General features: G+C 59.6%; 30 protein-coding genes. 9 read left to right on the top strand and 21 right to left on the bottom strand.

The features are described 5' to 3' along the window. Positions 1-15: 15 nt before the first annotated feature. The 14 genes from rpsM to ACOAP0_RS11900 all read right to left on the bottom strand — a co-directional run bounded on the left by rpsM (position 16) and on the right by ACOAP0_RS11900 (position 7,855). Positions 16-381: a 30S ribosomal protein S13 gene (gene rpsM / locus ACOAP0_RS11965; protein WP_087496073.1), complete on the bottom strand. Its 366-nt coding sequence runs from the start codon at positions 379-381 to the stop codon at positions 16-18. Between the two features lie 24 nt (positions 382-405). Further along, the gene (gene rpmJ / locus ACOAP0_RS11960) at positions 406-519 is read right to left on the bottom strand and encodes a 50S ribosomal protein L36 (RefSeq protein WP_012348927.1); all 114 of its coding nucleotides are present in this window, start codon (positions 517-519) and stop codon (positions 406-408) included. A 131-nt stretch (positions 520-650) separates the two neighbouring features. After that, entirely contained in the window at positions 651-1,961 is a 1,311-nt protein-coding gene (secY, locus tag ACOAP0_RS11955) for a preprotein translocase subunit SecY (RefSeq protein ID WP_498376573.1), read from the bottom strand. A gap of 22 nt (positions 1,962-1,983) precedes the next feature. Continuing rightward, positions 1,984-2,415 (bottom strand): 50S ribosomal protein L15, encoded by a 432-nt coding sequence (rplO, locus tag ACOAP0_RS11950; protein ID WP_087497363.1) that lies wholly within the window; start codon positions 2,413-2,415, stop codon positions 1,984-1,986. Positions 2,416-2,425: 10 nt separating this feature from the next. Then, positions 2,426-2,608, bottom strand: a complete 183-nt coding sequence (rpmD, locus tag ACOAP0_RS11945) for a 50S ribosomal protein L30 (RefSeq protein ID WP_087496071.1) — start codon at positions 2,606-2,608, stop codon at positions 2,426-2,428. A gap of 14 nt (positions 2,609-2,622) precedes the next feature. Next, positions 2,623-3,147: a 30S ribosomal protein S5 gene (gene rpsE / locus ACOAP0_RS11940; RefSeq protein WP_087496070.1), complete on the bottom strand. Its 525-nt coding sequence runs from the start codon at positions 3,145-3,147 to the stop codon at positions 2,623-2,625. Positions 3,148-3,164: 17 nt separating this feature from the next. After that, a complete protein-coding gene (gene rplR / locus ACOAP0_RS11935; protein ID WP_087496069.1) occupies positions 3,165-3,530 on the bottom strand; it encodes a 50S ribosomal protein L18 in 366 nt (121 codons plus the stop codon). A gap of 11 nt (positions 3,531-3,541) precedes the next feature. Next, on the bottom strand, positions 3,542-4,075 hold the full coding sequence (gene rplF / locus ACOAP0_RS11930) for a 50S ribosomal protein L6 (RefSeq protein WP_087496068.1): 534 nt from the start codon (positions 4,073-4,075) through the stop codon (positions 3,542-3,544). 20 nt (positions 4,076-4,095) lie between these two features. Continuing rightward, on the bottom strand, positions 4,096-4,491 hold the full coding sequence (rpsH, locus tag ACOAP0_RS11925; protein ID WP_087496067.1) for a 30S ribosomal protein S8: 396 nt from the start codon (positions 4,489-4,491) through the stop codon (positions 4,096-4,098). Between the two features lie 18 nt (positions 4,492-4,509). Then, positions 4,510-4,815: a 30S ribosomal protein S14 gene (rpsN, locus tag ACOAP0_RS11920; protein ID WP_087496066.1), complete on the bottom strand. Its 306-nt coding sequence runs from the start codon at positions 4,813-4,815 to the stop codon at positions 4,510-4,512. An 8-nt stretch (positions 4,816-4,823) separates the two neighbouring features. After that, positions 4,824-5,363 carry a 50S ribosomal protein L5 gene (rplE, locus tag ACOAP0_RS11915; RefSeq protein ID WP_087496065.1) on the bottom strand — a complete coding sequence of 180 codons (540 nt, stop codon included), beginning with the start codon at positions 5,361-5,363 and terminating at the stop codon, positions 4,824-4,826. Between the two features lie 2 nt (positions 5,364-5,365). Beyond that, positions 5,366-5,686 carry a 50S ribosomal protein L24 gene (gene rplX / locus ACOAP0_RS11910; protein WP_087496064.1) on the bottom strand — a complete coding sequence of 107 codons (321 nt, stop codon included), beginning with the start codon at positions 5,684-5,686 and terminating at the stop codon, positions 5,366-5,368. Between the two features lie 9 nt (positions 5,687-5,695). Then, complete coding sequence (gene rplN / locus ACOAP0_RS11905) at positions 5,696-6,064, bottom strand: 50S ribosomal protein L14 (RefSeq protein ID WP_007861702.1); 369 nt, start codon at positions 6,062-6,064, stop codon at positions 5,696-5,698. A 183-nt stretch (positions 6,065-6,247) separates the two neighbouring features. Further along, on the bottom strand, positions 6,248-7,855 hold the full coding sequence (locus ACOAP0_RS11900; protein WP_498376572.1) for a glycerol-3-phosphate dehydrogenase/oxidase: 1,608 nt from the start codon (positions 7,853-7,855) through the stop codon (positions 6,248-6,250). A 114-nt stretch (positions 7,856-7,969) separates the two neighbouring features. Here ACOAP0_RS11900 and ACOAP0_RS11895 point away from each other — a divergent pair, with 114 nt between their 5' ends. From ACOAP0_RS11895 to ACOAP0_RS11870, 6 genes are all read left to right on the top strand, one after another. Then, a complete protein-coding gene (locus ACOAP0_RS11895) occupies positions 7,970-8,734 on the top strand; it encodes a DeoR/GlpR family DNA-binding transcription regulator (protein WP_498376571.1) in 765 nt (254 codons plus the stop codon). 27 nt (positions 8,735-8,761) lie between these two features. Further along, positions 8,762-10,252 (top strand): glycerol kinase GlpK, encoded by a 1,491-nt coding sequence (gene glpK / locus ACOAP0_RS11890; RefSeq protein WP_498376570.1) that lies wholly within the window; start codon positions 8,762-8,764, stop codon positions 10,250-10,252. Between the two features lie 38 nt (positions 10,253-10,290). Beyond that, positions 10,291-11,106: a pyrroline-5-carboxylate reductase gene (gene proC / locus ACOAP0_RS11885; RefSeq protein WP_498376569.1), complete on the top strand. Its 816-nt coding sequence runs from the start codon at positions 10,291-10,293 to the stop codon at positions 11,104-11,106. A 57-nt stretch (positions 11,107-11,163) separates the two neighbouring features. Continuing rightward, complete coding sequence (locus tag ACOAP0_RS11880; protein WP_498376568.1) at positions 11,164-12,723, top strand: DUF1800 domain-containing protein; 1,560 nt, start codon at positions 11,164-11,166, stop codon at positions 12,721-12,723. A 38-nt stretch (positions 12,724-12,761) separates the two neighbouring features. After that, a complete protein-coding gene (locus tag ACOAP0_RS11875; RefSeq protein WP_498376567.1) occupies positions 12,762-13,985 on the top strand; it encodes a DUF1501 domain-containing protein in 1,224 nt (407 codons plus the stop codon). 109 nt (positions 13,986-14,094) lie between these two features. Then, entirely contained in the window at positions 14,095-14,391 is a 297-nt protein-coding gene (locus ACOAP0_RS11870; protein WP_498376566.1) for a hypothetical protein, read from the top strand. A gap of 125 nt (positions 14,392-14,516) precedes the next feature. On the opposite strand, the gene ACOAP0_RS11865 is transcribed toward ACOAP0_RS11870, so the two are convergent. The 3 genes from ACOAP0_RS11865 to ACOAP0_RS11855 all read right to left on the bottom strand — a co-directional run bounded on the left by ACOAP0_RS11865 (position 14,517) and on the right by ACOAP0_RS11855 (position 17,145). Beyond that, positions 14,517-15,452 (bottom strand): LysR family transcriptional regulator, encoded by a 936-nt coding sequence (locus ACOAP0_RS11865; RefSeq protein WP_498376565.1) that lies wholly within the window; start codon positions 15,450-15,452, stop codon positions 14,517-14,519. Positions 15,453-15,603: 151 nt separating this feature from the next. Next, on the bottom strand, positions 15,604-16,827 hold the full coding sequence (locus tag ACOAP0_RS11860) for a CaiB/BaiF CoA transferase family protein (RefSeq protein ID WP_498376564.1): 1,224 nt from the start codon (positions 16,825-16,827) through the stop codon (positions 15,604-15,606). An 18-nt stretch (positions 16,828-16,845) separates the two neighbouring features. Beyond that, entirely contained in the window at positions 16,846-17,145 is a 300-nt protein-coding gene (locus tag ACOAP0_RS11855) for a Dabb family protein (RefSeq protein WP_498376563.1), read from the bottom strand. A 153-nt stretch (positions 17,146-17,298) separates the two neighbouring features. Between ACOAP0_RS11855 and ACOAP0_RS11850 the strand changes: the two genes are divergently transcribed. Next, positions 17,299-19,515, top strand: coding sequence for a malate synthase G (locus ACOAP0_RS11850; RefSeq protein ID WP_498376562.1), 2,217 nt, complete (start codon positions 17,299-17,301; stop codon positions 19,513-19,515). 133 nt (positions 19,516-19,648) lie between these two features. Next, positions 19,649-20,131, top strand: a complete 483-nt coding sequence (locus ACOAP0_RS11845) for a c-type cytochrome (protein WP_498376561.1) — start codon at positions 19,649-19,651, stop codon at positions 20,129-20,131. An 89-nt stretch (positions 20,132-20,220) separates the two neighbouring features. Here ACOAP0_RS11845 and mmuM read toward each other — a convergent pair whose 3' ends face one another. The 4 genes from mmuM to ACOAP0_RS11825 all read right to left on the bottom strand — a co-directional run bounded on the left by mmuM (position 20,221) and on the right by ACOAP0_RS11825 (position 23,473). Continuing rightward, positions 20,221-21,165 carry a homocysteine S-methyltransferase gene (mmuM, locus tag ACOAP0_RS11840; RefSeq protein ID WP_498376560.1) on the bottom strand — a complete coding sequence of 315 codons (945 nt, stop codon included), beginning with the start codon at positions 21,163-21,165 and terminating at the stop codon, positions 20,221-20,223. A gap of 88 nt (positions 21,166-21,253) precedes the next feature. Further along, the gene (locus ACOAP0_RS11835) at positions 21,254-21,949 is read right to left on the bottom strand and encodes an ABC transporter permease (RefSeq protein WP_498376559.1); all 696 of its coding nucleotides are present in this window, start codon (positions 21,947-21,949) and stop codon (positions 21,254-21,256) included. Between the two features lie 2 nt (positions 21,950-21,951). Beyond that, complete coding sequence (locus tag ACOAP0_RS11830; protein WP_498376558.1) at positions 21,952-22,632, bottom strand: ABC transporter permease; 681 nt, start codon at positions 22,630-22,632, stop codon at positions 21,952-21,954. 55 nt (positions 22,633-22,687) lie between these two features. Next, positions 22,688-23,473 carry a transporter substrate-binding domain-containing protein gene (locus tag ACOAP0_RS11825; protein WP_498376557.1) on the bottom strand — a complete coding sequence of 262 codons (786 nt, stop codon included), beginning with the start codon at positions 23,471-23,473 and terminating at the stop codon, positions 22,688-22,690. Between the two features lie 306 nt (positions 23,474-23,779). Here ACOAP0_RS11825 and ACOAP0_RS11820 point away from each other — a divergent pair, with 306 nt between their 5' ends. Then, positions 23,780-24,247, top strand: coding sequence for an Lrp/AsnC family transcriptional regulator (locus ACOAP0_RS11820; RefSeq protein WP_087497360.1), 468 nt, complete (start codon positions 23,780-23,782; stop codon positions 24,245-24,247). Positions 24,248-24,249 lie beyond the last annotated feature (2 nt).

Below are 24,249 nucleotides of genomic sequence, written 5' to 3'. Positions count from 1 at the left end.
GTCTCTCAATCCCTATTATTTCTTCAAAGACGCAGCTGCCTTACGAGGGCCTTTGCGTGTACGTGCGTTCGTGCGAGTACGTTGACCACGCATCGGCAGGCCGCGGCGGTGACGGAACCCGCGGTAGCAACCAATGTCCATCAAACGCTTGATGTTCATGGTGGTCTCACGGCGCAAATCACCCTCAATTGTAAACTGAGCGATTTGGTCGCGGATTTTCTCAAGATCGGAGTCAGTCAAGTCTTTGACTTTCTTCGAGTATGCGATGCCACAGGCTTCGCAAATCTTGCGTGCGCGGGTGCGTCCGATACCGAAAATAGCTGTCAAGCCGATTTCGGAATGTTGGTGCGGCGGAATGTTGATGCCAGCGATACGTGCCATTTTCGTCCTCTAAAACTCTTGCAATTAACCCTGACGCTGCTTGTGGCGTGGATCTGTACAGATCACGCGCACAACGCCTTTGCGTCGGATGATTTTGCAGTTGCGGCAAATTTTCTTGACCGAAGCCGAAACTTTCATTTTCTTCTCCTAAAACTCTTCGCCCAGTTCCGACTTTGATTCGCGCGGAACAAGCGCTCTAACTTGCTATCTGAATGTCGCGCCGCCTGGTAACCAAGCCACACACACATTCCCTCGATGACTTACTTGTATCAAGAAGCCTTGAAATTCGCCTTCTTGAGCAGCGATTCATACTGCTGAGACATCATGTAATTCTGGACTTGAGCCATGAAATCCATGGTGACAACAACAATAATCAGCAACGAAGTTCCCCCAAAGTAAAACGGAACGTTGTACTTCAAGATCAAGAACTCAGGCAACAAACACACAAACGTGATGTAAATTGCACCAGCAAGCGTCAAGCGAACCAAAATCTTGTCAATGTATTTGGCAGTCTGGTCACCTGGCCGAATGCCGGGGATGAATGCGCCACTCTTTTTCAGGTTGTCAGCTGTTTCCCGGCTGTTGAATACCAAGGCCGTGTAGAAAAAGCAGAAGAACACGATAGCTGCCGCATAAAGCATCACATAAACAGGTTGACCTGGGCTAAGCGTGCTGGCAATGTCTTTCAACCACCGCATTGAATCGCCAGTGCTGAACCAATTTGCAATTGTTGCAGGCAACAGAATAATGGAAGACGCAAAGATCGGAGGAATTACGCCGGCCATGTTCAGTTTCAAAGGCAGATGGGAGGATTGCCCACCGTACACCTTATTACCTACTTGACGACGGGCATAGTTCACAAGAATCTTACGTTGTCCCCGCTCCACGTACACAACAAAGTACGTGACCAGCGCAACGACGACCACAATCAGCAAAGCCACGATGATACTCATCGAACCAGTGCGCACCAGCTCCAGCAATCCCCCGACAGCATTCGGCAATCCAGCCGCGATCCCGCCGAAGATAAGGATGGAGATTCCGTTACCCAATCCCCGCTCTGTAATCTGCTCACCCAACCACATCAGAAACATGGTCCCGGCTGTCAGAGTCACGATGGTAGTCATGCGAAAACCAAAGCCGGGAGAGATCACCAAACCTGCAGATGCCTCCAACGCTACAGCAATTCCCAAAGACTGGAACAAAGCCAAGCCCAAGGTACCGTAACGGGTGTATTGCGTTATCTTGCGACGGCCGCCTTCGCCCTCTTTCTTCAACTGCTCAAAAGCTGGCAACACATAGGTCAACAGCTGCATGATGATCGAAGCTGAGATGTAGGGCATGATGCCCAGCGCAAAGATCGTGAAGCGAGACAAGGCGCCACCTGAGAACATATTGAACAAGCTCAATATGCCACCCTGTTGACCCTTAAACAGTTGTTGCAGTTGTGCGGGGTCAATACCTGGGACCGGGATATGCGCCCCCAAGCGATAGACGACCAGCGCCAACAACAAGAAAACAAGCCGGCGACGCAGGTCGCCGAACTTGCCTGCTTTGGCTGTTTGAGCTGCAGTTGTAGCCACTCGTTTACTTTCGTAAAACTAATTAGGCTACTGCGCCGCCAGCGGCTTCAATAGCAGCCTTGGCACCAGCAGTTGCACCGATACCGCTCAGCTTCACCGCTTTAGTGATCGCACCAGTATTGATAACTTTCACTACCTTGGCCAGCTCACCAACTGCACCTGCTTGCTTAAGGGCAACGAGGTTGACCTCAGCCAAACCCAAAGCTTCCAATGCAGTCAACGTGATCTCAGCATTGAACTTGAGCAAGTGCGACTTGAAACCGCGCTTTGGCAGACGACGATGCATAGGCATCTGACCGCCTTCAAAGCCGACTTTATGGTAGCCGCCGGAGCGAGACTTTTGACCTTTGTGACCACGGCCGGCTGTCTTGCCCAAACCGGATCCGATACCACGGCCGACACGACGCTTGGCGTGCTTGGCGCCTTCAGCGGGCTTGATGTTATTCAGTTCCATCATCAACCTCTTAGAGCACCTTGACCAGGTAGCTGATCTTGTTAATCATGCCGCGCACTGCAGGTGTGTCCTGCAATTCGCTCACACTGTTGAGCTTGCGCAGACCCAAGCCACGCACGGTGGCGCGGTGGGACTCTTTTGTTCCAATCGGGCTACGCACCAATTGGATCTTCACAGTTTGTTGTGTTGTCATTTTGAAGTCCTCGATTAAGCGAAGATCTCTTCAACAGTCTTGCCACGCTTGGCTGCAACTTCTGCAGGTGTCGTAGACACTGACAGAGCATCCAAGGTCGCACGAACCATGTTGTAAGGGTTGGAAGAACCATGGCTCTTTGCCACGATGTCCGTAATGCCCAGAACTTCGAAAACAGCGCGCATAGGACCACCAGCAATAATGCCGGTACCCTTTGGTGCTGGCGCCATCATGACGCTAGCTGCACCGTGGTGACCCATCACCTTGTGGTGAATGGAACCGTTCTTCAAAGTGACTTTGATCATGTTGCGGCGGGCTTCTTCCATGGCTTTCTGCACTGCTGCAGGAACTTCCTTGGATTTACCTTTGCCCATGCCGATGCGACCGTCACCGTCACCAACCACAGTCAGAGCGGCGAAACCGAGAATACGGCCACCCTTCACGACTTTGGTCACGCGGTTGATCGCGATCATTTTCTCGCGCAGACCGTCCTCAGGACCCTCGGCCTTACCTTGCATTTTTGCTTGAACTTTAGCCATCTTAATTTCCGATCTGCTTAGAACTGCAAGCCAGCTTCACGCGCGGCATCTGCCAGCGCCTTGACGCGACCGTGGTAGGCGAAACCGGAGCGGTCAAACGCCACTTTTTCGATACCGGCAGCTTTCGCTTTTTCAGCGACGCGCTTACCGATGATCTGTGCTGCAGCGACGTTGCCGCCTTTGCCAGTTGCACCCAGGGACTTGCGAACTTCTGCTTCAGCAGTCGATGCGCAAGCAATGACTTTGCCGCCGTCGCCAGAGATAACGCTGGCGTAGATGTGCAAGTTTGTGCGTGTAACGGTCAAACGTGCTACGCCTTGCGTTGCAATGCGGATTCGGGTCTGACGTGCCCGACGAAGACGCTGCTCTTTTTTGGTCAACATGTTGCAGCTCCTTATTTCTTCTTCGTTTCTTTGATCGTGATCTTCTCATCCGAATAACGGATGCCCTTGCCCTTGTAAGGCTCAGGAGGACGAATCGCACGGATCTCAGCGGCGATCTGACCTACGCGTTGGCGGTCAGCACCTTTGATCAAGATTTCAGTAGGAGTGGGAGTGGCCACAGAAATGCCAGCAGGCATTTCGAGGTTCACAGGGTGCGAGTAACCGACAGCCAAGTTCAACTTGGTGCCTGTAGCTTGCGCCTTGTAACCCACACCAATCAGGCTCAGCTTGCGCTCAAAGCCCTTGGTTACGCCAACCACCATGTTGTTGACCAACTGGCGAATAGTGCCAGTCATTGCGTCAGCTTCACGGGAATCGTTAGCAGGTTGAAAGCTGAGCTTACCAGCTTCGTTCTGGATGTTCACCAGGCTGTTTTGAGCCAGTTGCAGAGTGCCGCCAGTGCCCTTTACGCTGATCTGATCAGCCTTAATGGACACTTCAACACCAGCAGGTACGGTGACGGGGAGTTTGCCTACGCGGGACATTGTTTCTTACTCCTGTAGCGTTAAGCGACGTAGCACAGCACTTCGCCACCGACACCGGAAGCGCGCGCTTTGCGATCAGTCATAACACCCTTGGGTGTAGTCACGATAGCAACGCCCAAGCCGTTTTGGACTTGAGGGATTGCATCGCTGCCGCGGTAAACACGCAGGCCAGGACGGCTTACGCGCTCAATACGCTCGATCACAGGGCGACCGGCGTAATATTTCAAAGCAATTTGCAGCTCAGACTTGCCGTCTTCAGTGGAAACCTTGAAGCCGTCGATATAGCCTTCTTCTTTCAACACTTGCGCAATTGCAATCTTCACTTTGGAAGAAGGCACGGACACGGTTGTTTTAGCAACCATCTGTGCATTGCGGATGCGTGTCAACAGATCGGCGATGGGATCACTCATACTCATGTTCGGTTCTCCTATCGCTTACCAGCTGGCCTTGGTAATGCCAGGAATTTCTCCGGCAAAAGCCATTTCACGAATCTTCGCACGACCCAGACCGAAGTGCTGGAACGTTCCACGGGGACGACCCGTGATGGAGCAGCGGTTACGCTGGCGAGTGGGGTTTGCGTTGCGAGGCAACTTTTGCAGACCCAGACGGGCTGCTGCGCGCTCTTCGTCAGAACGCTTTGCATCACCTGCGATTGCCTTCAGTTCCGCGTATTTTTTAGCGTACTTGGCAGCCAACTTGTCACGTTTGAGCTCGCGCTCGATTAAAGCCATTTTAGCCACAGGTCACCTCAGTTCTTGAACGGGAAACGGAAGCCAGCGAGCAGTGCCTTGCACTCTTCGTCGGTCTTTGCCGTTGTGGTGATGCTGATATTGAGGCCGCGCAAGGCATCAACCTTGTCATATTCAATCTCAGGGAAAATGATCTGCTCTTTGACGCCGATGTTGTAGTTACCACGGCCATCAAAAGCGCGACCAGAGATACCACGGAAGTCACGGACGCGGGGCAGAGCCACAGTCACGAAACGATCGAGGAATTCGTACATCTGCACGCCGCGCAAAGTCACCATGCAACCGATTGCCTGGCCTTCGCGGATCTTGAAACCAGCGATAGCTTTCTTGGATTTGGTCACCACGGGCTTCTGGCCAGCGATCTTGGTCAGGTCGGACACTGCGTGATCCATCACCTTTTTGTCAGCTACGGCTTCGCTCACACCCATGTTCAGAGTGATCTTGGTCAAACGTGGCACTTGCATGGGCGAGGTGTAGCCAAACTTGGCTGTCAACTCAGGCGCCACTTTTTCGCGGTAGTGTTGTTGTAGACGTGCCATGTTTATGCCACCTTGATTTCTTCGCCGCTGGACTTGTAAACGCGAACGCGTTTGCCGTCAGCCAGCACCTTGATACCAACACGGTCAGCCTTGCCGGTTGCCGCATTGAAGATGGCAACGTTGGACTGGTGAATAGGCATGGTCTTTTCAACGATGCCGCCGGTTGTGCCCTTCATAGGGTTTGGCTTGGTGTGCTTCTTCACCAAGTTGATGCCCTCGACGACTACGTGAGAGTCGTCAGCGCGCAAGGAGATCACTCCGCGCTTACCCTTATCGCGACCTGCGATAACGATGACTTCGTCGCCTTTGCGAATCTTGTTCATGGCGGGTCCTTACAAAACTTCAGGAGCCAGGGACACGATCTTCATGAACTTTTCAGTGCGCAGTTCGCGGGTCACTGGTCCGAAGATGCGGGTGCCGATAGGCTCCAACTTGGCGTTGAGCAACACAGCTGCGTTGCCGTCGAATTTCACCAAAGAACCGTCGCCACGGCGGATGCCCTTGGCAGTACGAACCACTACAGCGCTATAGACTTCGCCTTTTTTGACGCGTCCACGGGGAGCAGCTTCTTTGATGGAAACTTTGATGATGTCGCCGACGCTTGCATAGCGACGCTTAGACCCGCCCAGCACCTTGATGCAGAGAACGGATTTCGCGCCGGTGTTGTCGGCAACTTCCAGTCGAGATTCAGTTTGGATCATTTCATTATTCCCAACTTGCACCTGGAGCTGCTTTGCCACACTGGCAACTACAAAACCAAGTCAGTCTTGGGCCCGCTATCCACCGCACAAACCACTTGCACGACTTCTATTTGGGCAGAACCTTCAGCTTTTTCAAGCGAAGCCCACTATTGTGCCAGCCTTCAATTCTGACGTCAACTACTTTTATGCAGGAATTTCCGTGTATTGAGCCGCCAAAGCGACAAATTCAGCCTCTTTGGGAGGCAAACCTGTCTCCTCCACAAGAATTCTGGCAACTTCGGGCGCCAAACGGGCTGCAAGCCGGGCATCCAAAAACAATAAACGCGCCCTGCGAGCGAGCACATCTTCTACCGTCACCGCGTATTCATAACGCGCTGCGAAACGGACCATGGCCTCGGTCAGGCCCGGCGCCAGCTCTACCCCTTTACCGGGTAGCGCATGCACTGCCGGATAGTCCAAGCCGTAGGAGTGCGCCCCTTGCGGCATGGACATAGCGCTTTGTCGAACGCCCTCGCCGTCGGCACCTTGGAGGCGCAAATGCACGGTAGCACCAGCCGCACGGGATTCCAGCAGATTCTTTTCTGCACACTTGGCAAGCACGTCCTCTGCCATGGCTCTATAGGTCGTCCACTTTCCGCCGGTCACCGTCACCAAACCGCTCCGACTCACCAGCACCGTGTGTTCACGGCTGATGGCTTTGGTGTTTTCGCCATCATCCTCCTGGGGCTTGACCAGTGGACGCAAGCCCACCCAGATGCTCCGTATGTCCTCTGCGGTGGGTGCTTTTTTCAGATAGCGGGCGGACTCTTCTAATATGAAGGCAATCTCTTCCTTGAAGGGCCTCGGCTCCCGGTCCAGATCATGACGCGGGGTATCGGTAGTGCCCAAAATGACTTTTCCGAGCCACGGCACCGCAAAAAGTACGCGTCCGTCTTGGGTCTTGGGAACCATCAGGGCCGTATCGCCCCCTAGGAACTCCCTGTCCACCACAATGTGCACGCCTTGGCTGGGTGCCACCATGGGTTTGGTCTTGCTGCGGCCGTCGTGGGGATTGGCCTCCCCGTCTTTCTCACGCAAAGCGTCCACCCAAACCCCGGTTGCATTGACAACGCAGCGCGATTGAATCGAGAACTTGCGCCCCCCGATGGTGTCCTCACACAAGACGCCACACACCTTGCCAGCTTCATACTGCAGCTGGGTTGCTTTGCAGTAATTCACGACCAAAGCACCTTTGGCGGCTGCGGTACGCGCCAAAGTCAGCGCCAATCGCGCGTCATCAAATTGACCATCCCAGTACTTGACGCCGCCTTTGAGCCCCTCGCCTGCAACTTGCGGAATCAGTTTCCTGGTTTCATTGACTCCCAGAAACTCGGTTTTACCCAGACCCGCCTTCCCCGCCAACAGGTCATACGCAGTCAGCCCTGCGCCGTAAAACGGCGTTTCCCACAATTTATAGGAGGGCATGACAAAGGCCAATGGTTGAGCTAGGTGCGGGGCATTGCGCAGCAATGTCGTCCGCTCGTGCAGGGCCTCGCGCACCAGGGAAATGTTGCCTTGGGCCAGATAACGCACTCCTCCATGCAAAAGTTTTGTTGCGCGGGAGGACGTACCTTTGGCAAAGTCGTGCGACTCGATCAACACCACACTGAAGCCACGAGCTGCAGCATCCAGCGCAACCCCCAAACCGGTTGCGCCCCCACCCACCACCGCAATGTCGTACACCTTGGGCTCAGCCAAGCGATTCAACAGGTCTTCCCGGCGAGTGGGCAATGGAGGGGCGTAGGGTGTCATGAGGTCTGGTGAAATAGAGTGCAGTCAGCAATCGTATTCGTTATTTTTCTTTTTGTCACTTATATGATTCGTTTTGGTTCGTTTATAGTGCGTACGCCGTAAGGATCCACCCCCATGTCAGCCAACCCTCGCCAACTTCAACTGCTTCACACCGTGCAAGAACAGGGCTCTGTCACCGTAGAGCGCTTGGCAGAGTCTCTGGGTGTGACCTTGCAAACCGTGCGTCGCGACGTACAAAAACTGGCGGACGAGGGCTTGCTGACCCGTTTCCACGGCGGCGTAAGGGTTCCCAGCTCCACGGTGGAGAACATTGCCCACCTGCAACGGGTGCAACTCAACGCACCAGAGAAAAACCGCATCGCCCGCGCCATTGCTGCGTCCATTCCCAACGATTGCTCCCTGGTCTTGAACATAGGCACGACCACCGAAGCCGTGGCGCGGGCACTGCTGGAACACACGGGTTTACGTGTCATCACCAACAACCTCAACGTCGCCAGCATCCTGAGCGCAAATAGCCAATCGGAGGTCATCGTGGTCGGAGGTGTCGTGCGCGGGCGGGACCAGGGCATCGTGGGCGAGGCGGCGGTGGACTTCATCCGCCAGTTCAAGGTGGATATTGCCGTCATCGGAATATCCGGCATCGAAGCCGATGGCACCTTGCGCGACTATGACTACCGTGAAGTGAAAGTCGCCCAGACCATCATCAGCCATGCGCGCGAGGTCTGGGTAGCGGCCGACACGAGCAAGTTCAACCGCCCGGCCATGGTCGAAGTAGGCCAACTGGCCCAGATCGACAGGCTGTTTACCGACGCCATGCCGCCAGCCCCCTTCCCTGCCCTGCTGGAGGAAGCGGGCGCCCGCCTTGTGATTGCCAACTGACATCAGCCAAAGAAAAAGGAGACCACCATGACCTACCTGCTCGCCCTGGACCAGGGCACCTCCAGCTCACGCAGCATCGTGTTTGACGAAACCGGCCACACCGTGGCCATGGCCCAGCTGGAACTGCAACAGATTTACCCGCAACCCGGCTGGGTAGAGCATGACGCCCAGGAGATCTGGCGCATCCAACTCGCCACCGCGCGCGACGCCCTGGCCAAAGCCGGCATCACTGCCGCGCAGGTCAAGGCGGTAGGCATTACCAACCAGCGCGAAACCACGGTGGTGTGGAACCGCAAGACCGGCGTACCCATCCACCACGCCATCGTCTGGCAGGACCGGCGCGCAGAGCCCACCTGTGCCGACCTGCGTGCGCGCGGGCTTGCCGACACTATCCAGACCAAAACCGGCCTGCTGGTGGATGCCTACTTCTCGGGTACCAAACTCAAATGGCTGCTGGACAACGTGCCCGGCGCGCGCGCACAGGCCGCCAACGGTGAGCTGGCCTTCGGCACCATCGACAGCTGGCTCATCTGGCAACTGACCGAGGGCAAAGTCCACGTGACGGATGTGAGCAATGCCTCGCGCACCATGCTGTTCAACGTGCACACCAACCTGTGGGACGAAGACCTGCTGGCCGCACTGGACATACCCGCCAGCCTGATGCCGGCTGTGCAACCCTCGGCCTCCTTGTTCGGTGAAGTGGCGCCCGGCCTGCTGGGCCACGCCATTCCCATCGGCGGTGTGGCGGGTGACCAGCAAAGCGCGCTGTTCGGCCAGGCTTGCTTCAAGGCCGGCATGGTGAAGAACACCTACGGCACAGGCTGCTTCATGCTGATGCACACCGGTGGAACCTTCCAAACCTCGCAAAACGGACTCATCACCACCAGCGCCGCGCAAACCAACGCCACGCCCCAGTTCGCGCTGGAAGGCAGTGTGTTTGTAGGTGGCGCCGTAGTGCAATGGCTACGCGACGGGCTGCATGCCATCCAAGGCAGCGGCGAAGTGCAAAGCCTGGCGCAAAGCGTGCCGGACTCGGGTGGGGTGATTGTGGTGCCCGCCTTTACCGGCCTGGGCGCACCCTACTGGAAGCCCGATGCACGCGGCTCAATTTCAGGCCTTACCCGTGGCTCAACGCTCGCCCACATTGCGCGGGCCGCTCTCGAAAGCATAGCATTTCAAAGTGCTGCACTGCTGCAAGCCATGAGCCGCGATGCCGTGAGTGCGGGTGCTGCGGCGGTGTCTGAACTACGGGTGGATGGTGGCGCCTGTGTGAACGATTTGTTGATGCAGTTCCAGGCCGATTTGCTGGGCATCCCGGTGGTGCGCCCCGCGGTTACCGAGACCACCGCGTTGGGAGCCGCCTACCTGGCCGGCCTGACCACCGGCGTGTACCGAAGCACTGACGAGCTGACCGATCTGTGGAAGGCCGAGCGCCGCTTCCTGCCCACCCTGCCCCCTGCACGCGCCAAGGAGCTGATGGAGCGTTGGGAGCACGCGGTGCGCCAGACGACCCTCTAAACTCGGGCGCTCTGACTTTTCTACGCACAGGACACACCATGGGCAAGCGCATTGCATTCATAGGCGGCGGCAATATGGCCAGCGCCATCATCGGCGGGCTGCTCCGCCAAGGCTTCTCGGCCGCCGATATTGACGTGGTGGAACCCTGGGACGAAGCACGCGCGCGCTTGGCCAAGGACTTCGGCCTCTCTCCACATGCTGAAGCCGGTGCGTTGTTGGCAGGCGCCGACATGATCGTCTGGGCCGTGAAACCCCAAACCTTCAAGGACGCCGCCGCTGCCGTGCGTGCCCACAACCAGAATGCCCTGCACCTGAGCGTAGCGGCTGGCATCACCAGCCAGAGCATCGCCCAATGGCTGGGTAGTGAGCGCATCATCCGCACCATGCCCAACACGCCCGCGCTCATCGGCAAGGGCATCACCGCGCTGTACGGCCGCCCGGCCGTCACCGAGGCGGACAAAGACTGGGCCAACGAAGTCATTGCCACCACCGGTGCCACCGTGTGGCTCACAGCTGAGGAGCAACTCGACGCAGTCACTGCCATCAGCGGGTCCGGCCCGGCCTATATGTTCTATTTCATGGAAGCCATGACCGAGGCCGGTGCCAAGCTGGGCCTGGAGCGTGATCAGGCCTACCAGTTGGCCGTGGCCACCTTCATCGGCGCGGGCGAGCTGGCCCGTGCATCGACCGAGCCGCCGGAAACTCTGCGCGCCAAAGTCACCTCCAAGGGGGGCACCACGTATGCGGCCATCACGTCCATGGACGAGAGCGGCGTCAAAGACCTGTTTGCCAAAGCCCTGTTTGCCGCGCACAAACGCGCCGGTGAACTGGGCGCTGAATTCGGTAAAGCCTGACAGCTTTACAAAAGTAACAGTTGGTGCGGCGCGGGGTGCAGCGCTACCATGCGCTGCATGAAACGCATGCTCCCCTCCGCCCGTTCCTTGGCCCCTCTGTGGCTGTGCGCTGCACTGGCCGGCATGCAGGCCTGTGCCCCACTGCCACCCGCCGCGTCCAACAGCGCAGCAGCGCCGGCCACCCAGCAGAACTACCAGTGGCTGAACCGGGTAACCTGGGGCGCCAACAGCCACACTGCCCGCCAACTGGAGCAGCAAGGGCAAGCCACATGGTTGCAGCAGCAACTCCAGCCCCGGGACGCTGTGTTGCCCGAGCCCGCGCGCGAAGCGGTACGCAGCATGACCATCAGCCAGACCAGCTTGACGGATCTGGTCCTCAAAATGGAGCAGCAGCGCAAAGACTCTGACGCGCTCAAAGACGACGCCGAAAAGAAAGCCGCCCAGCAGGCCTACCAGCAGGAGCTCAACCGCCTGGCCCGCGAATCCGCCACCCGCCACCTGCTGCGCGCGCTTTATAGCCCGGCCCAGGTTCAGGAGCAGATGACCTGGTTCTGGCTGAACCACTTCAATGTGCACCTCTACAAGCACAACCTGCGCGCCATGCTGGGGGACTATGAGAACAGCGCTCTGCGGCCGCACGCCCTGGGGCGCTTCCGCGATCTGCTGGGTGCAGTGACCTACCACCCGGCCATGCTGCGCTACCTGGACAACGACCAGAACGCCGCAGGCCGCATCAACGAAAACTTTGCGCGAGAGCTCATGGAACTGCACACCCTGGGGGTGGATGGTGGCTACACCCAGAAAGATGTGCAGGAGCTGGCACGGGTACTCACTGGCGTCGGTGTGAACATGAACACCGGTAACCCCAACCTGCGCAAAGAGCTCAACCGCCTCTATGTGCGCCGTGGCGTGTTTGAGTTCAACCCGCAGCGCCACGACATGGGCCCCAAAACCCTGCTGGGCAACCCCGTGACCGGCGAGGGCCTGGCCGAAGTGGACGCCGCGCTGGACACGCTGGCCCGCCACCCGTCCACCGCACGCTTCGTCAGCCGCAAGCTCGCCACCTACTGGCTTTCGGACAACCCGCCCCAAGCCCTGATAGACCGCATGGCGGCCACCTGGAAAGCGACCGATGGCCAGATCGCCAAAGTATTGGAGACCCTGTTCACTGCACCTGAGTTTGTGAACGCACCGCCCGCCAAATTCAAGGACCCGGTACGTTATGTGGTGTCCTCGGTGCGGCTGGCGTATGACGACAAGGTCATCCTCAATGTCGGCCCCATGATGAACTGGATCAACCGCATGGGCGAGCCGCTCTATGGCCGCCAGACGCCGGACGGCTACCCCATGGTGGCCTCAGGCTGGGACAGCGCGGGCCAGCTGACTACCCGCTTTGAGATTGCCAAGGCGATCGGCTCCGGCAGTGCCGGCCTCTTTAAGACGGATGGCCCGCAAGCCACTGAAAAGCCTGCATTCCCCCAACTGGCCAACGCGCTGTATTACCAGGCGATTCAGGGTAGCCTGAGCCCGGCCACGCGCGCTGCGCTGGACCAGGCCAATTCGCCACAGGAATGGAACACCTTCCTGCTCGCAGCACCCGAATCCATGCGCCGCTAAGCGCCATCCCGCTCAAGGCCACCCTACCGGAGTCCGCCATGCAACGTCGTCACTTTTTCCGCCAAGCTTTGCACACCACCGCAGCGGCTGCAGCGCTGGGCATTCCCGGCGTGCACCTGCATGCCGCCACGGCGGTGGCAAGCACCGGGGCGCCCAAGTTTTTGTTCGTCTTCCTGCGTGGAGGCATGGACGCGGCCAGCCTGCTGGTGCCCACCAGCAGCAGCTTCTATTACGAAGTGCGGCCCGAGATTGCTATTGCCAAGCCCTCTGCCGACCTAGCCAGCGCCCTGCCGCTCTCTGCCGACTGGGGCCTGCACCCGGCTCTGCGCGAATCGCTCTATCCGCTCTACCAGCAAGGCGAATTGGCCTTTGTGCCTTTCAGCGGTACCGACGACCTCTCGCGCAGCCATTTCGAGACGCAGGACAGCATCGAACTGGGCCAGCTCAACAACGGCAGCATTCAATACGGCTCGGGCTTTTTGAACCGGCTGGCCACGCAGCTGCAAGGCCCGAAACCTGCCGCGCCCATGGCGTTTACCGACCAACTGCCCATCGCCATGCAAGGGGGCCTGCGGGTGCCGAACACCAGCCTGCGCAACCTGAGCAAGCCGTCGGTAGACACACGCCAGAGCAGCATCATTGCTGCCATGTACAAAGGCACGGGCTTGGAGGGCACCGTGCAAAGCGGCTTTGCGGTGCGCGACCAGGTGATGCGCGAAATGTCGGCCGAGATGGATGCCGCCAGCCGCGGCGCCATCACCGCCAAGGGCTTTGAACTGGAAGCCCGCCGCATTGCCCGCCTGATGCGCGAGCAATACGCACTGGGTTTTGTGGATGTGGGCGGCTGGGATACCCATGTGGCCCAAGGCGGCGCCACCGGCTATCTGGCCAGCCGCTTGGACGAGCTGGGCCAAGGCCTGGCGGCTTTTTCACAAGAAATGGGCAGCGCATGGCGCAACACCGTGGTGGTCGTCATGAGCGAATTCGGCCGCACCTTCCGCCAGAATGGCAATCGCGGCACGGACCACGGCCATGGCAGCGTGATGTGGGTGCTGGGTGGCGCGGTGCGCGGCAAGCAAGTGGTCGGCGAGCAGGTGCAGATGACGGCGGCCACCCTGTTCCAGAACCGTGACTATGCGGTGCTGAACGAATACCGCAGCGTGCTGGGCGGCATCTTCCAGCGCCAGTGGGGCCTGAGCGACAGCCAACTCAAAACCATATTTCCCGGGTTCAAGGGCGCACGCGACTGGGGTCTGGTCTAAACCACTCAGCGTCGCAAAAGCCTCACGCGCCTGTCACACAGGGTTCACGGCGGGGGCGCACGCTGTGCGGGCGGCATGTTGCCGTGTTTCACAGAAAAGCGAGCCCTGAATGACCCAAGACACTTCCCCCGTGGCCGACACCGTGGCAGACGATCTGGTGGACGAAGACTTTGAGACCATAGCCGACTACCACCGCATGGCAGCACACCACTTCCAGGCCGCCGCCAAACACCATCTGGCCGCTGCCGCAGCCGATGACGAAGGCGACGACGAAGCCAACGCCCGCCACGCTTTTCTGGCCTACCGCCACCAGCTCAACGGAGTGCAGTGCGCCGAGATCGCCATGATGGAGAGTGACAGCCTGGACGATCCGTTTGACGTTCCTTCGGAAGACGACGCCCAGTAATCCGCCCGTCTCGCCCATGAAGAAGCCGGTTCTACCCAGGTGGACCGGCTTTTTGCTTGTTTTGGCCACTAGCGCCCATGGAATATGCGCAAGCAGCTATTAATTCAATAGCAATCTGAACTCTTTCAAGCTTTGTTCCAATACTCCGGCGCGCTGTAGCGCTCTTTGATGAAGTCGATCCACAAGCGCACACGCAGGGGCATGTGTTTGCGTTGGGGGAAGACGGCGTAAATGCCGTTGGGCGGAGCGGCATAGTCTTCCAGCACCGCGACCAGGCGGCCGGCGGCGATTTCGTTCTCCACTTCCCAGGTGCTGCGCCATGCGATGCCGTAGCCACCCAGACACCAGTCGTGCAAGACCTGCCCGTCGCTGCAGTCCAGCGGGCCGGCGGGCTTGAGGTAGATCACCTCGCCCGTGTCTGCGCGCTCGCCCTTGGCCGCGGGCAGCTTGAAAGCCCAGCCCCGGGTTTGGGATGCGTCGCTGGACAACGTGAGGCAGTGGAAACGGCTCAAGTCGGCCGGCGTTTTGGGCGTGCCATGACGCTTGAGGTAGGCCGGTGTGGCCACGCACAAGCGCCGGTTGTCGGCCATGCGCACGCTCACGAGAGACGAATCGGGCATGTCGCCCACGCGCACGGCGCAGTCAAAGCCCTCGCCTGCAATGTCCACCACGCGGTCGCTGAGGTTGAGCGAAATCGTCACATCCGGGTGCAATTCGCGAAATTTGGGCACCAGCGGCGCGACATGGCGACGGCCGAAACCCGCCGGCGCCGTGATGCGCAAATGGCCCGCCGCCTTCACGCCCCCGGCGCTCACGCTGGCCTCTGCGTTGGTCACGTCCGCGATGATGCGCTGGCAGTCTTCCAGAAACGCACTGCCCTCGTGCGTGAGGGTGATGCGACGGGTGGTGCGGATCAGCAACTTCACGCCCAGACGCTCTTCCAGCGCATCCAGCCGACGGCCCATGATGGCGGGGGCCACGCCTTCGGCATTGGCGGCTGCAGTCAAGCTGCCACGGGTGGCGACCGAGACGAAGGATTCGAGTTGCTTGAGCTTGTCCATGGTTAGCGCGCCCGAAGCTGAAGGGGAGTGCGTTTTGCGTAGGTCAAGGAGGAGCCCGCGTAGCGGGCGGGGGACACGGAGCAAAACGCACTCCCCTTCACCCCTTTCTGACAGTTATCGCTAGTGGAATATGCGCAAGCAACTATATTTTTCATAGCACTACACCTTGCACATGCAGTGCGGCCACTTCGTCCGCGCTGTAGCCCAGGCTTTGCAGCAGCGCGTCGGTGTGCTCGCCCAACTTGGGCGGGTCCAAGCGAAGGCCCAGGCGCTCACCACCCAGCGTCAGTGGCAACAAGGGCACTTGCGTCTGGCGGCCATCTGGCAGCTCCATGGGGGCCAGCCCGCCGGTGGCTTGCAGGTGCGGGTCGTCAAACAAATGCTGCGGATCGGTGATGGGAGCAAAGGGCAGGCCCACGTGCTCAAAGCGCTGTGACAGCTCTGCACGGCTGAACTGCGCCAGGCGTGTGCGCAGTTCGGGGATGAGCCAGCTGCGGGCCAACACACGGTCGTTGTTGGTGGTGACGCGCGGGTCGGCAAACAGGTCGGCGTAGCCAAAGGCTTCACAAAAAGTCCTCCACTGTCCGTCGCCCACCACGGCCAGGAAAATCTGCTCATGGTCTTTGACGCTGAACACGTCGTAAATGCCCCAAGGCGAGATGCGCTCGGGCATGGGCGCGGCGGCTTTGCCGGTCACGGCGAACTGCATCATGTGCTGGGCCACCAAGAAAATGTTGTTTTCAAACAGCGCGCTTTGCACCTCCTGGCCCTTGCCGGTTTGCTGGCGCTGCATGAGTGCGGCCATGGCACCCACCGCGCCGAAGATGCCACCCATGATGTCGTTCACGCTGCTGCCCGCGCGCAGCGGGTCGCCGGGGCGGCCGGTCATGTAGGCCAGGCCGCCCATCATTTGCACCACCTCGTCCAGCGCGGTTCTGTGGTCGTAGGGGCCGGGCAGAAAGCCCTTGTGACTTACGTAGATCAGGCGCGGGTCCAGCTTGCTCAGAGAGGCGTAGTCCAAGCCCAGCTTCTGCATGGTCTCGGTTTTGAAGTTCTCGCTGACGATGTCGGCGGTTGCGATGAGCTTGAGCACGATCTCGCGGCCCTGCGGACTTTTGAGGTCCACCGCAATGCTCTTCTTGTTGCGATTGAACAGCGGGTAAAAGCCCGCACCGCTGCCCAGCAACTTGCGTGTGCTGTCACCGGCCAGCGGCTCGACCTTGATGACCTCAGCCCCCAAGTCCCCCAGCGTCATGCCGCAAGTGGGCCCCATGACCATGTGGGTGAATTCAACGACGCGGATGCCCGCGAGGGGAAGGGTTCGGGCTTCGGGCCCGCTTTGCTCGGAGGGGTAGCTCGGGTTAGCGCTTGTCATGGCGGGTATCTTCACAAATTACACGGCGTAATCCAACACCAGCACGTCGTCCAACGTGGGTTTCAAAATCTCCACAAACGCCAAGTGATCGGGGTGTGGCAGGTAGCCTGCGCGGCCGGCCTCATCCGCGAAGGTGAGGTTGAAGCAGTGGGTAAAGCCTTTGGCCAGGCCTTCGGGGCTTTTATTGGTGCCCCACTCCAGGCTCTGCACGGCGCTGATCTTGCTTGCCAATGCTGCGAACGCGGCTTCTATGGCCTGCACCTGTGCGGGCGCCGTGTCGGCTTTGAATTTCAGCAGAACCAGATGGCGTATGGGCATGAACTACATCCTGAAAAGTCACAAATCGATTGATATTCTTCCATATAGTAATCTGCAAAGGATGGAATACAGTACATCCATAGCCTGAGGGCATTCCCCCTCGCGCGACCTGTTTTCACTTTGTTGACCGCCCCTTCCTTTGAAAGGCCCACCATGACGACATCGACACCCCGCACCACTGAACACCGCTTGCAAGTGGCCACGAGCCTGCACCAGTTCATCGAGTCCAAAGTACTGCCTGACACCGGCATCACGCCCGAAGCATTCTGGAAAGGGTTCGACGCCATCGTGGCCGACCTGGCCCCCAAGAACATCGCCCTGCTGGCCGAGCGCGACCGCCTGCAAACCGAGCTGGACACTTGGCACAAGGCCAACCCCGGCCCAATCACCGATATGCCTGCGTACAAGGCCTTTCTGGAAAAAATCGGCTACTTGGTCGAGAGCCCCAAGAAGGTAAAGATCACCACCAAGAACGTGGATGCCGAGCTGGCGACCCAAGCCGGCCCGCAGCTAGTGGTGCCCGTGCTCAACGCCCGCTACGCCTTGAACGCTGCCAACGCGCGCTGGGGCTCTTTGTACGACGCGCTGTATGGCACGGATGTGATCAGCGAAGACAAGGGCTGCGAAAAAGTGGGCCCCAAGGGTTACAACCCCAAGCGCGGCAAGAAGGTCATCGAATACGCACGCCACGTGCTGGACCGCTGCGCACCGCTCAAAAAAGGCTCGCATGTGGGCTCCACCGGCTACGCCATCAAGGGCGGTGAGCTGGTGGTCACGCTCAAAGACGGCTCTACCAGCAAGCTGGCCGACAAGACCCAGTTTGTCGGCTTCCAAGGCGCAGCCAAGAGCCCCAGCAGCGTGCTGGTGATCCACAACGGCCTGCACCTGGACATCATCATCAACCGCGCCACGCCCATCGGCAAAACCGATGCAGCCGGTGTGAGCGACCTCGTAGTCGAAGCGGCACTGTCCACCATCCTGGACCTGGAAGACTCCGTGGCCGTGGTGGACGCCGAAGACAAAGTGCTGGCCTATGGCAACTGGCTGGGTATTCTGCAAGGCACTTTGGTCGAGAGCTTTGACAAGGGCGGCAAAACACTGACCCGTGGTCTGAACGGCGACCGCGTGTACACCGCACCTGACGGCAAAAGGCAAGTCAAGCTGCACGGCCGCAGCCTCATGTTTGTGCGCAACGTGGGCCACCTGATGACCAACCCGGCCATCACCTACACGGCAGCCGATGGCACAACCAAAGAAATCCCCGAAGGCATCATGGACGCCGTGGTCACCACCACCATCGCCCTGCATGACCTGAAGAAGACCAAGAAGGACGCCATCCGCAACTCGCGCAAGGGCTCGGTCTACATCGTCAAACCCAAGATGCACGGCCCCGCAGAAGTGGCCTTTGCCGCTGAGCTGTTCAACCGCGTGGAGCAGATGCTGGGTCTGCCGGACAGCACCGTGAAGCTGGGCATCATGGACGAAGAGCGCCGCACCAGCGTGAACCTGAAGGCCTGCATTGCCGCCGCCCAAAGCCGCGTAGCCTTCATCAACACCGGTTTCCTGGACCGCACCGGCGACGAGATGCACACCGCCATGCAAGCCGGCCCCATGATCCGCAAGGCGGACATGAAGAGCAGCGCCTGGATTGCTGCGTATGAGAAGAACAACGTGCTGGTGGGCCTGTCCAGCGGCCTGCGCGGCAAGGCGCAAATCGGCAAGGGCATGTGGGCCATGCCTGACCTGATGAAGGCCATGATGGAACAGAAGATCGGACACCCCAAAGCCGGTGCCAACACCGCCTGGGTGCCCAGCCCCACCGGCGCCACCCTGCACGCCCTGCACTACCACCAACTGCTGGTGAGTGATGTGCAGAAGGAACTGGAAAAGACCAACTACGAGAAGGCCCGTGCCGGCATCCTGGACAACCTGCTGCAAATCCCGGTAACGGCCACGCCCAACTGGACGGACGTCGAGAAGCAAGCCGAGCTGGACAACAATGCCCAGGGCATTCTGGGTTACGTGGTGCGCTGGGTGGACCAAGGCGTGGGCTGCTCCAAGGTGCCCGACATCAACGACATCGGCCTCATGGAAGACCGCGCCACCCTGCGCATCAGCAGCCAGCACATGGCCAACTGGTTGCACCACGGCGTGGTCACCAAGGCGCAGGTCGAAGAAACCTTCCAACGCATGGCCGCCAAAGTGGACAAGCAAAACGCCGGCGACAAGCTCTACACCCCCATGGTGGGCAACTTCAAGGGCGCGGCCTACCAAGCAGCGACCGACTTGGTGTTCAAGGGCCTGGCGCAACCTAGTGGCTACACCGAGCCGTTGCTGCATGCTTGGCGCTTGAAGGTGAAGGCGGCGTAAGCCAGCCCTCCAGAAAAACGGCACCTTCGGGTGCCGTTTTTGTTGATGGAAGAGGCCGCAATAAAGGCCCGCACCTCACCATGCCATGGCTTTCGCGCCACACTCTGGCACCCCATCTCCAGAGAGCTCTAACATGCACCCGGAAGACGACACCCCACCTCAACGGCCGCGTTGGCTTGCAGCGGCACTTGTCGTGGCAGTAGTGGTGGTCGTTGCAGGCATGCTGATGGTGGGGTGGCGTACGTTGCAGGCGGGCAGCAGCGAAGGCAAAGCGATTCAAAATTCTGCTGCCATAACAACTAACACCAGCACTGTCGTAGCGACAGCTTCTCCGGCTACCCCAGCCACGCTGGCAGCCGGATTGGCCGCCGTCAACGCGTCCGACTGCATTCGCTGCCACGGGGTAGACAGGCGCTATGTCGGCCCCGCATTCAACCAAGTGGCTGCGCGCTACCAAGGCCGACCTGATGCGGTGGACTACCTGGCGGGCAAGATACGCAACGGGGGCGCCGGGGAGTGGGGCCGGGCCCTGATGCCTCGCCACCCGCAGCTCAGCGAGGAGCAAGCGCGGCAGATGGCGCAGTGGGTGATGTCGCTACCGCCGGCAGCGCAGTGAACTGAAGCAAAACCTCAAGACGCTACGATTTTAATAGCTGCTCGCGCTTACTCCATGTGCGCCAGAGGCCCATTTCATACTTAAACGCCTCAGGTGGCTGCCATGTGGCGCACTGCGCGGATATCGTCCGGGCCGGTGCGGCAACAGCCACCAATCATGCGGGCCCCTTTGGCTTGCCAGCGCGCAGCCATCTCTGCGTAAGCATCCGCCGGGTCGCAAGCACCGGTCCAGACCTTGCCTTCGGCGTCGTAGTGCTCACCCGAGTTGGGGTAGACCAGCACCGGTTTGGTGGTGCGGGCCTTGGCCTGCTCAACGAGGCTGGCCACGTGCTCAGGGGCCGTGCAGTTCACGCCGATCGCCACAATGTGCGGGTAAGCCTCCAGCGCAGCCACGCAGTCAGCCAAGCGCTCGCCCTGCACGTTGTGCTCGCCGTCTTTGCAGGAAAAGCTTATCCAAGCAGTGATGTTGTTTTGCTCTGCGAGCACATCGGCAATCGCCAAGGCTTCGTCCAGGCCGGGAATCGTCTCGCAAGCCAGCAGGTCGGCGCCCGAGGTAGACAGCACTTGCATGCGCTCGCGGTGGAAGTCGGCCAGTGCGGCACGGCTCAGGCCGTAGTTGCCGCGGTACTCCGAGCCATCGGCCAGCATGGCGCCGTAAGGGCCTACCGACGCGGCCACCAACGGGCGCAGGCGGCCCACGCGGTTGGCAGGCTCGGCCCAGAAGGCATCGCGTGCCTCGCAGGCCAGAGTCACCGACAGGCGCATCAAATCTGCGGCCTCCGTCCGGCTCATGCCACGGCGGGTAAAGGCTTCAAAGGTGGCCTGGTAGCTGGCGGTGGTGGCCACATCGGCCCCGGCGGCGAAGTAGTCCGCATGCACCGCGCGAATGAGCTCGGGTTGTTCGATCAGCAGCTTGGCGGACCACAGCCCGTCATTCAGGTAAGCACCGCGGCGCTCCAGCTCAGTGGCCAGGGCGCCGTCCAGCACCATCAGGCGGTCGTGGGCGAGAAAACTATTCAGGGGATTCAGCATCATGGGGATCATTCAAAAATTCGAGGAAGAGCTTAGACAAAGCGCCTGCGCTGCGGCGGCAATTTGCCTGGCCTCTGTGCAGATAAGCAGCTCAGGCCACGTGGCTTTTGCGGTAGCGCTCCAGAAAATGCACACCCGCCGATATCAGCAGGGTCAGCACGCCATAGACCACGCCAGCCAACACCAGCGCATCCGTGGTGTACGACTCATTAGAGAGGCGGCGGGCCACACCCGTCAGATCAAACACGGTGATGGTGCTCACCAGCGCCGTGGCTTTGAGCAAGGACACCACTTCGTTACCCAAAGCAGGAGTCGCAATGCGCAAAGCCTGCGGCAGCACGATACGGCGCAGCAAAGTGCCGGACGGCATGCCAAAAGCGCGAGCCGCCTCAGTTTGGCCAACGGGAATGGCCAGAATGCCTGCGCGAATGTCTTCCGCCATGTAGGCGGCAATGTTGAGCGTCAAGGCGATGAACCCGCAGTAAAACGCGTCTTCCAGCACCACCCACGCAACGGATGCGCGCACCCACTCAAACTGGCTGAGCCCGTAATACAGCAGGAACATTTGCACCAGCAGCGGCGTGCCCCGAAAAGCGGCGCCATAAAAGCGCACCAGTCGCCGCACCACAGGCCCGCCGTGCGTGGCACCCAGTGCCAAGCCGAGCGCAAGCACCAAACCGGCCACGCCCGAGGCAGCCCACAGTTGCAGGGTAACGACCAAGCCTTCGCACAGTTCGGCGCGGTTGTCCTGCAGCAGGGCGAGGATGTCGGTAAACCAGGCGTCCATGGCTAACCACGGTGGTCCTGGTAGGGGCGCTGCGCCCGCCGCTCGAGTGCGGAGACCAGCGGGTCAGAAATCGCCAGCAGGCAGAAATACATGACGGCAGCCGCCATCAAAAACAGGAACGGCTGATGCGACGCCTGCGCCGCCATGTTGGATTTTTTCAGCAAGTCTTCCAGACCCACCACCGACACCAGCGAGGTGTCTTTGAGCAGGGATTGCCAGAGGTTGCCCAGACTGAGAATGGCGATGCGCCAAGCCTGCGGCAGGCGAACCAAAAAGAAGGTTTGCACCGGGCTCAGGCCCAGCGAGCGGGCGGCTTCCAGCTGCCCGCGCTCCAGCGCCACAAAGCTGCCGCGAAATACTTCAGAGGCGTAGGCCCCCAACACCAGCGCCAAAGACACCACGCCCGCAAAAAACGGGCTGATGTCAAACGCGCTGTCGAAGTGATTGTTGATGAGGTTGGACAGCCCGAAGTAGCAAACCAGCACCACCAGAAACTCGGGCACCCCGCGCAGCACGCCGGTGAGCACCGCCACCGGACGACGCAGCCAGGCGTGGCGGCTAAGCTGGCAAGCCGCCAGCACCAAGCCAAACACCAGCCCGCACACCAGGGCGGCGCAGGCCAGTTGCACGGTCATCAGCGCACCTTGCAGCAGCTGGCCCGTGTAGGCCTGCAAAACATCCATCTCGGCTCCGGGAAAGCGCCGCCACCGCCCGCACGGGGCGGTGGCGGCCTGTCAGTTACTTGCTAGTGGGAGCAATGCTAAACGGAAACACCTTTTTGTTCTCGGCCGCAAAGGTACCGTCGGCCAGCACCTTTTTGATGGCGGCGTTGAAGCGGGCCTTCAGGGCGTCGCCCTTGCGCACTGCAATGCCGGTGCCTTCGCCGAAAATTTCCACATCGTTCACCGGCTTGCCGGCGAAGTCGAAGCCCTTGGCCTTGCCGGTTTTTTGCAGCCACTCGTAAGCGACGGTGGTGTCGGTCAAGGTGGTGTTCAGGCGGCCGGCTTCCAGGTCCAACCAGATCGCGTCCTGGTTGGGGTAAGCCTTGGTCACAATGCCGGACTTAGATTTGGGCAGGCGCTTCTTGAAGTAAGTCTCGCTATTGGAGCCGCTGTAAACGCCCACCGTCTTGCCGCGCAGGGTGGCCGGGTCTTCGTTGATGCCGGAGCCCACTTTGGCCACGTATTGCACGGGAGCCAGGGTGAACAGGTCGGTGAAGTCCACCACTTTGCTGCGCTCAGCAGTGATGGACATCTGGGCCAGCACTGCATCGATCTTTTTGGCCTTGAGGGCAGGAATCAGGGCATCAAAGTCCATGGTCACGTACTCGCATTTGGCTTGCATGTGCTTGCACATCGCGTTGCCCAACTCGATTTCCATGCCCTTGAGTTGGCCGGACGCATCCTTGTACTCAAACGGAGGGTAGTCCGACAAGGTGCCGATACGCACCACGTCTTGGGCTTGGGCCAAACCAGCCGCCAAGAACAGACCACTCAACAGTGCTTTCACAAACTGACGCTTCATTCTTTATTACTCCAGACAAAACCCGGTCGCCCGGCAAACCAAACCCCACCGCAGGAACGAAGTCCCGCACCAGAGCCAGCACTTTGGGCGGCTATGAACAACAGCATGCCGCCTATCACCATCCATGCCCCTGCGCCTCGCGTTAGACACGCAAAAAAGCGTTTTTGAGGCGCAAAGGAAGCTCAAGTTTCCTCAAAAGAAATGGCGCCAGGCGGCGTATTCGCCACATTGAACGCGGAAAAACCGCATAAGCAAGCGCTTTCGCGCCGCGTGAGCTCAACACCCCCTTTTACCTACAATCAAGCGATGGAAACGCCTTTGGACCCCTTTGACCGGAAAATTCTGGAGTTCGTGCAACGCGATTGCCAGGTCAATGCAGAAGTGATTGCCGAGGCGGTCGGCCTGTCCGCATCCGCGGTGCAACGCCGCCTGCGCCGGCTGCGGGCCGAGAAGGTGATTACGGCGGAGGTTGCCATCGTGGACCCGCAGGTCGTTGGCCAGCGCATGCAGTTCATCGCCGGCATCGAGCTCAAGGACAACTACGAGGCCCTGCCCCGCATCCGCGCCTGGGTGCAAAAAGAACCTGAGGTGCAGCAGCTCTTTTACGTGACCGGCGCGGTCGACTTGGTAATGGTCATCCTGAGCAAAAGCGTGAAAGAGTACGACGCCCTCTCCGCCCGGCTGATGGCCGAGGTGCCGCAGGTCATTCGCATGACCACCAATGTGGTGATTGATGCGATGAAGTCCGACCTGTACGTGCCGGTGGACGAATAGGC

The sequence above is a fragment of the Curvibacter sp. Hmag1.1 genome (assembly GCF_059769165.1).
This window is presented reverse-complemented; position numbering and strand designations above follow the sequence as displayed.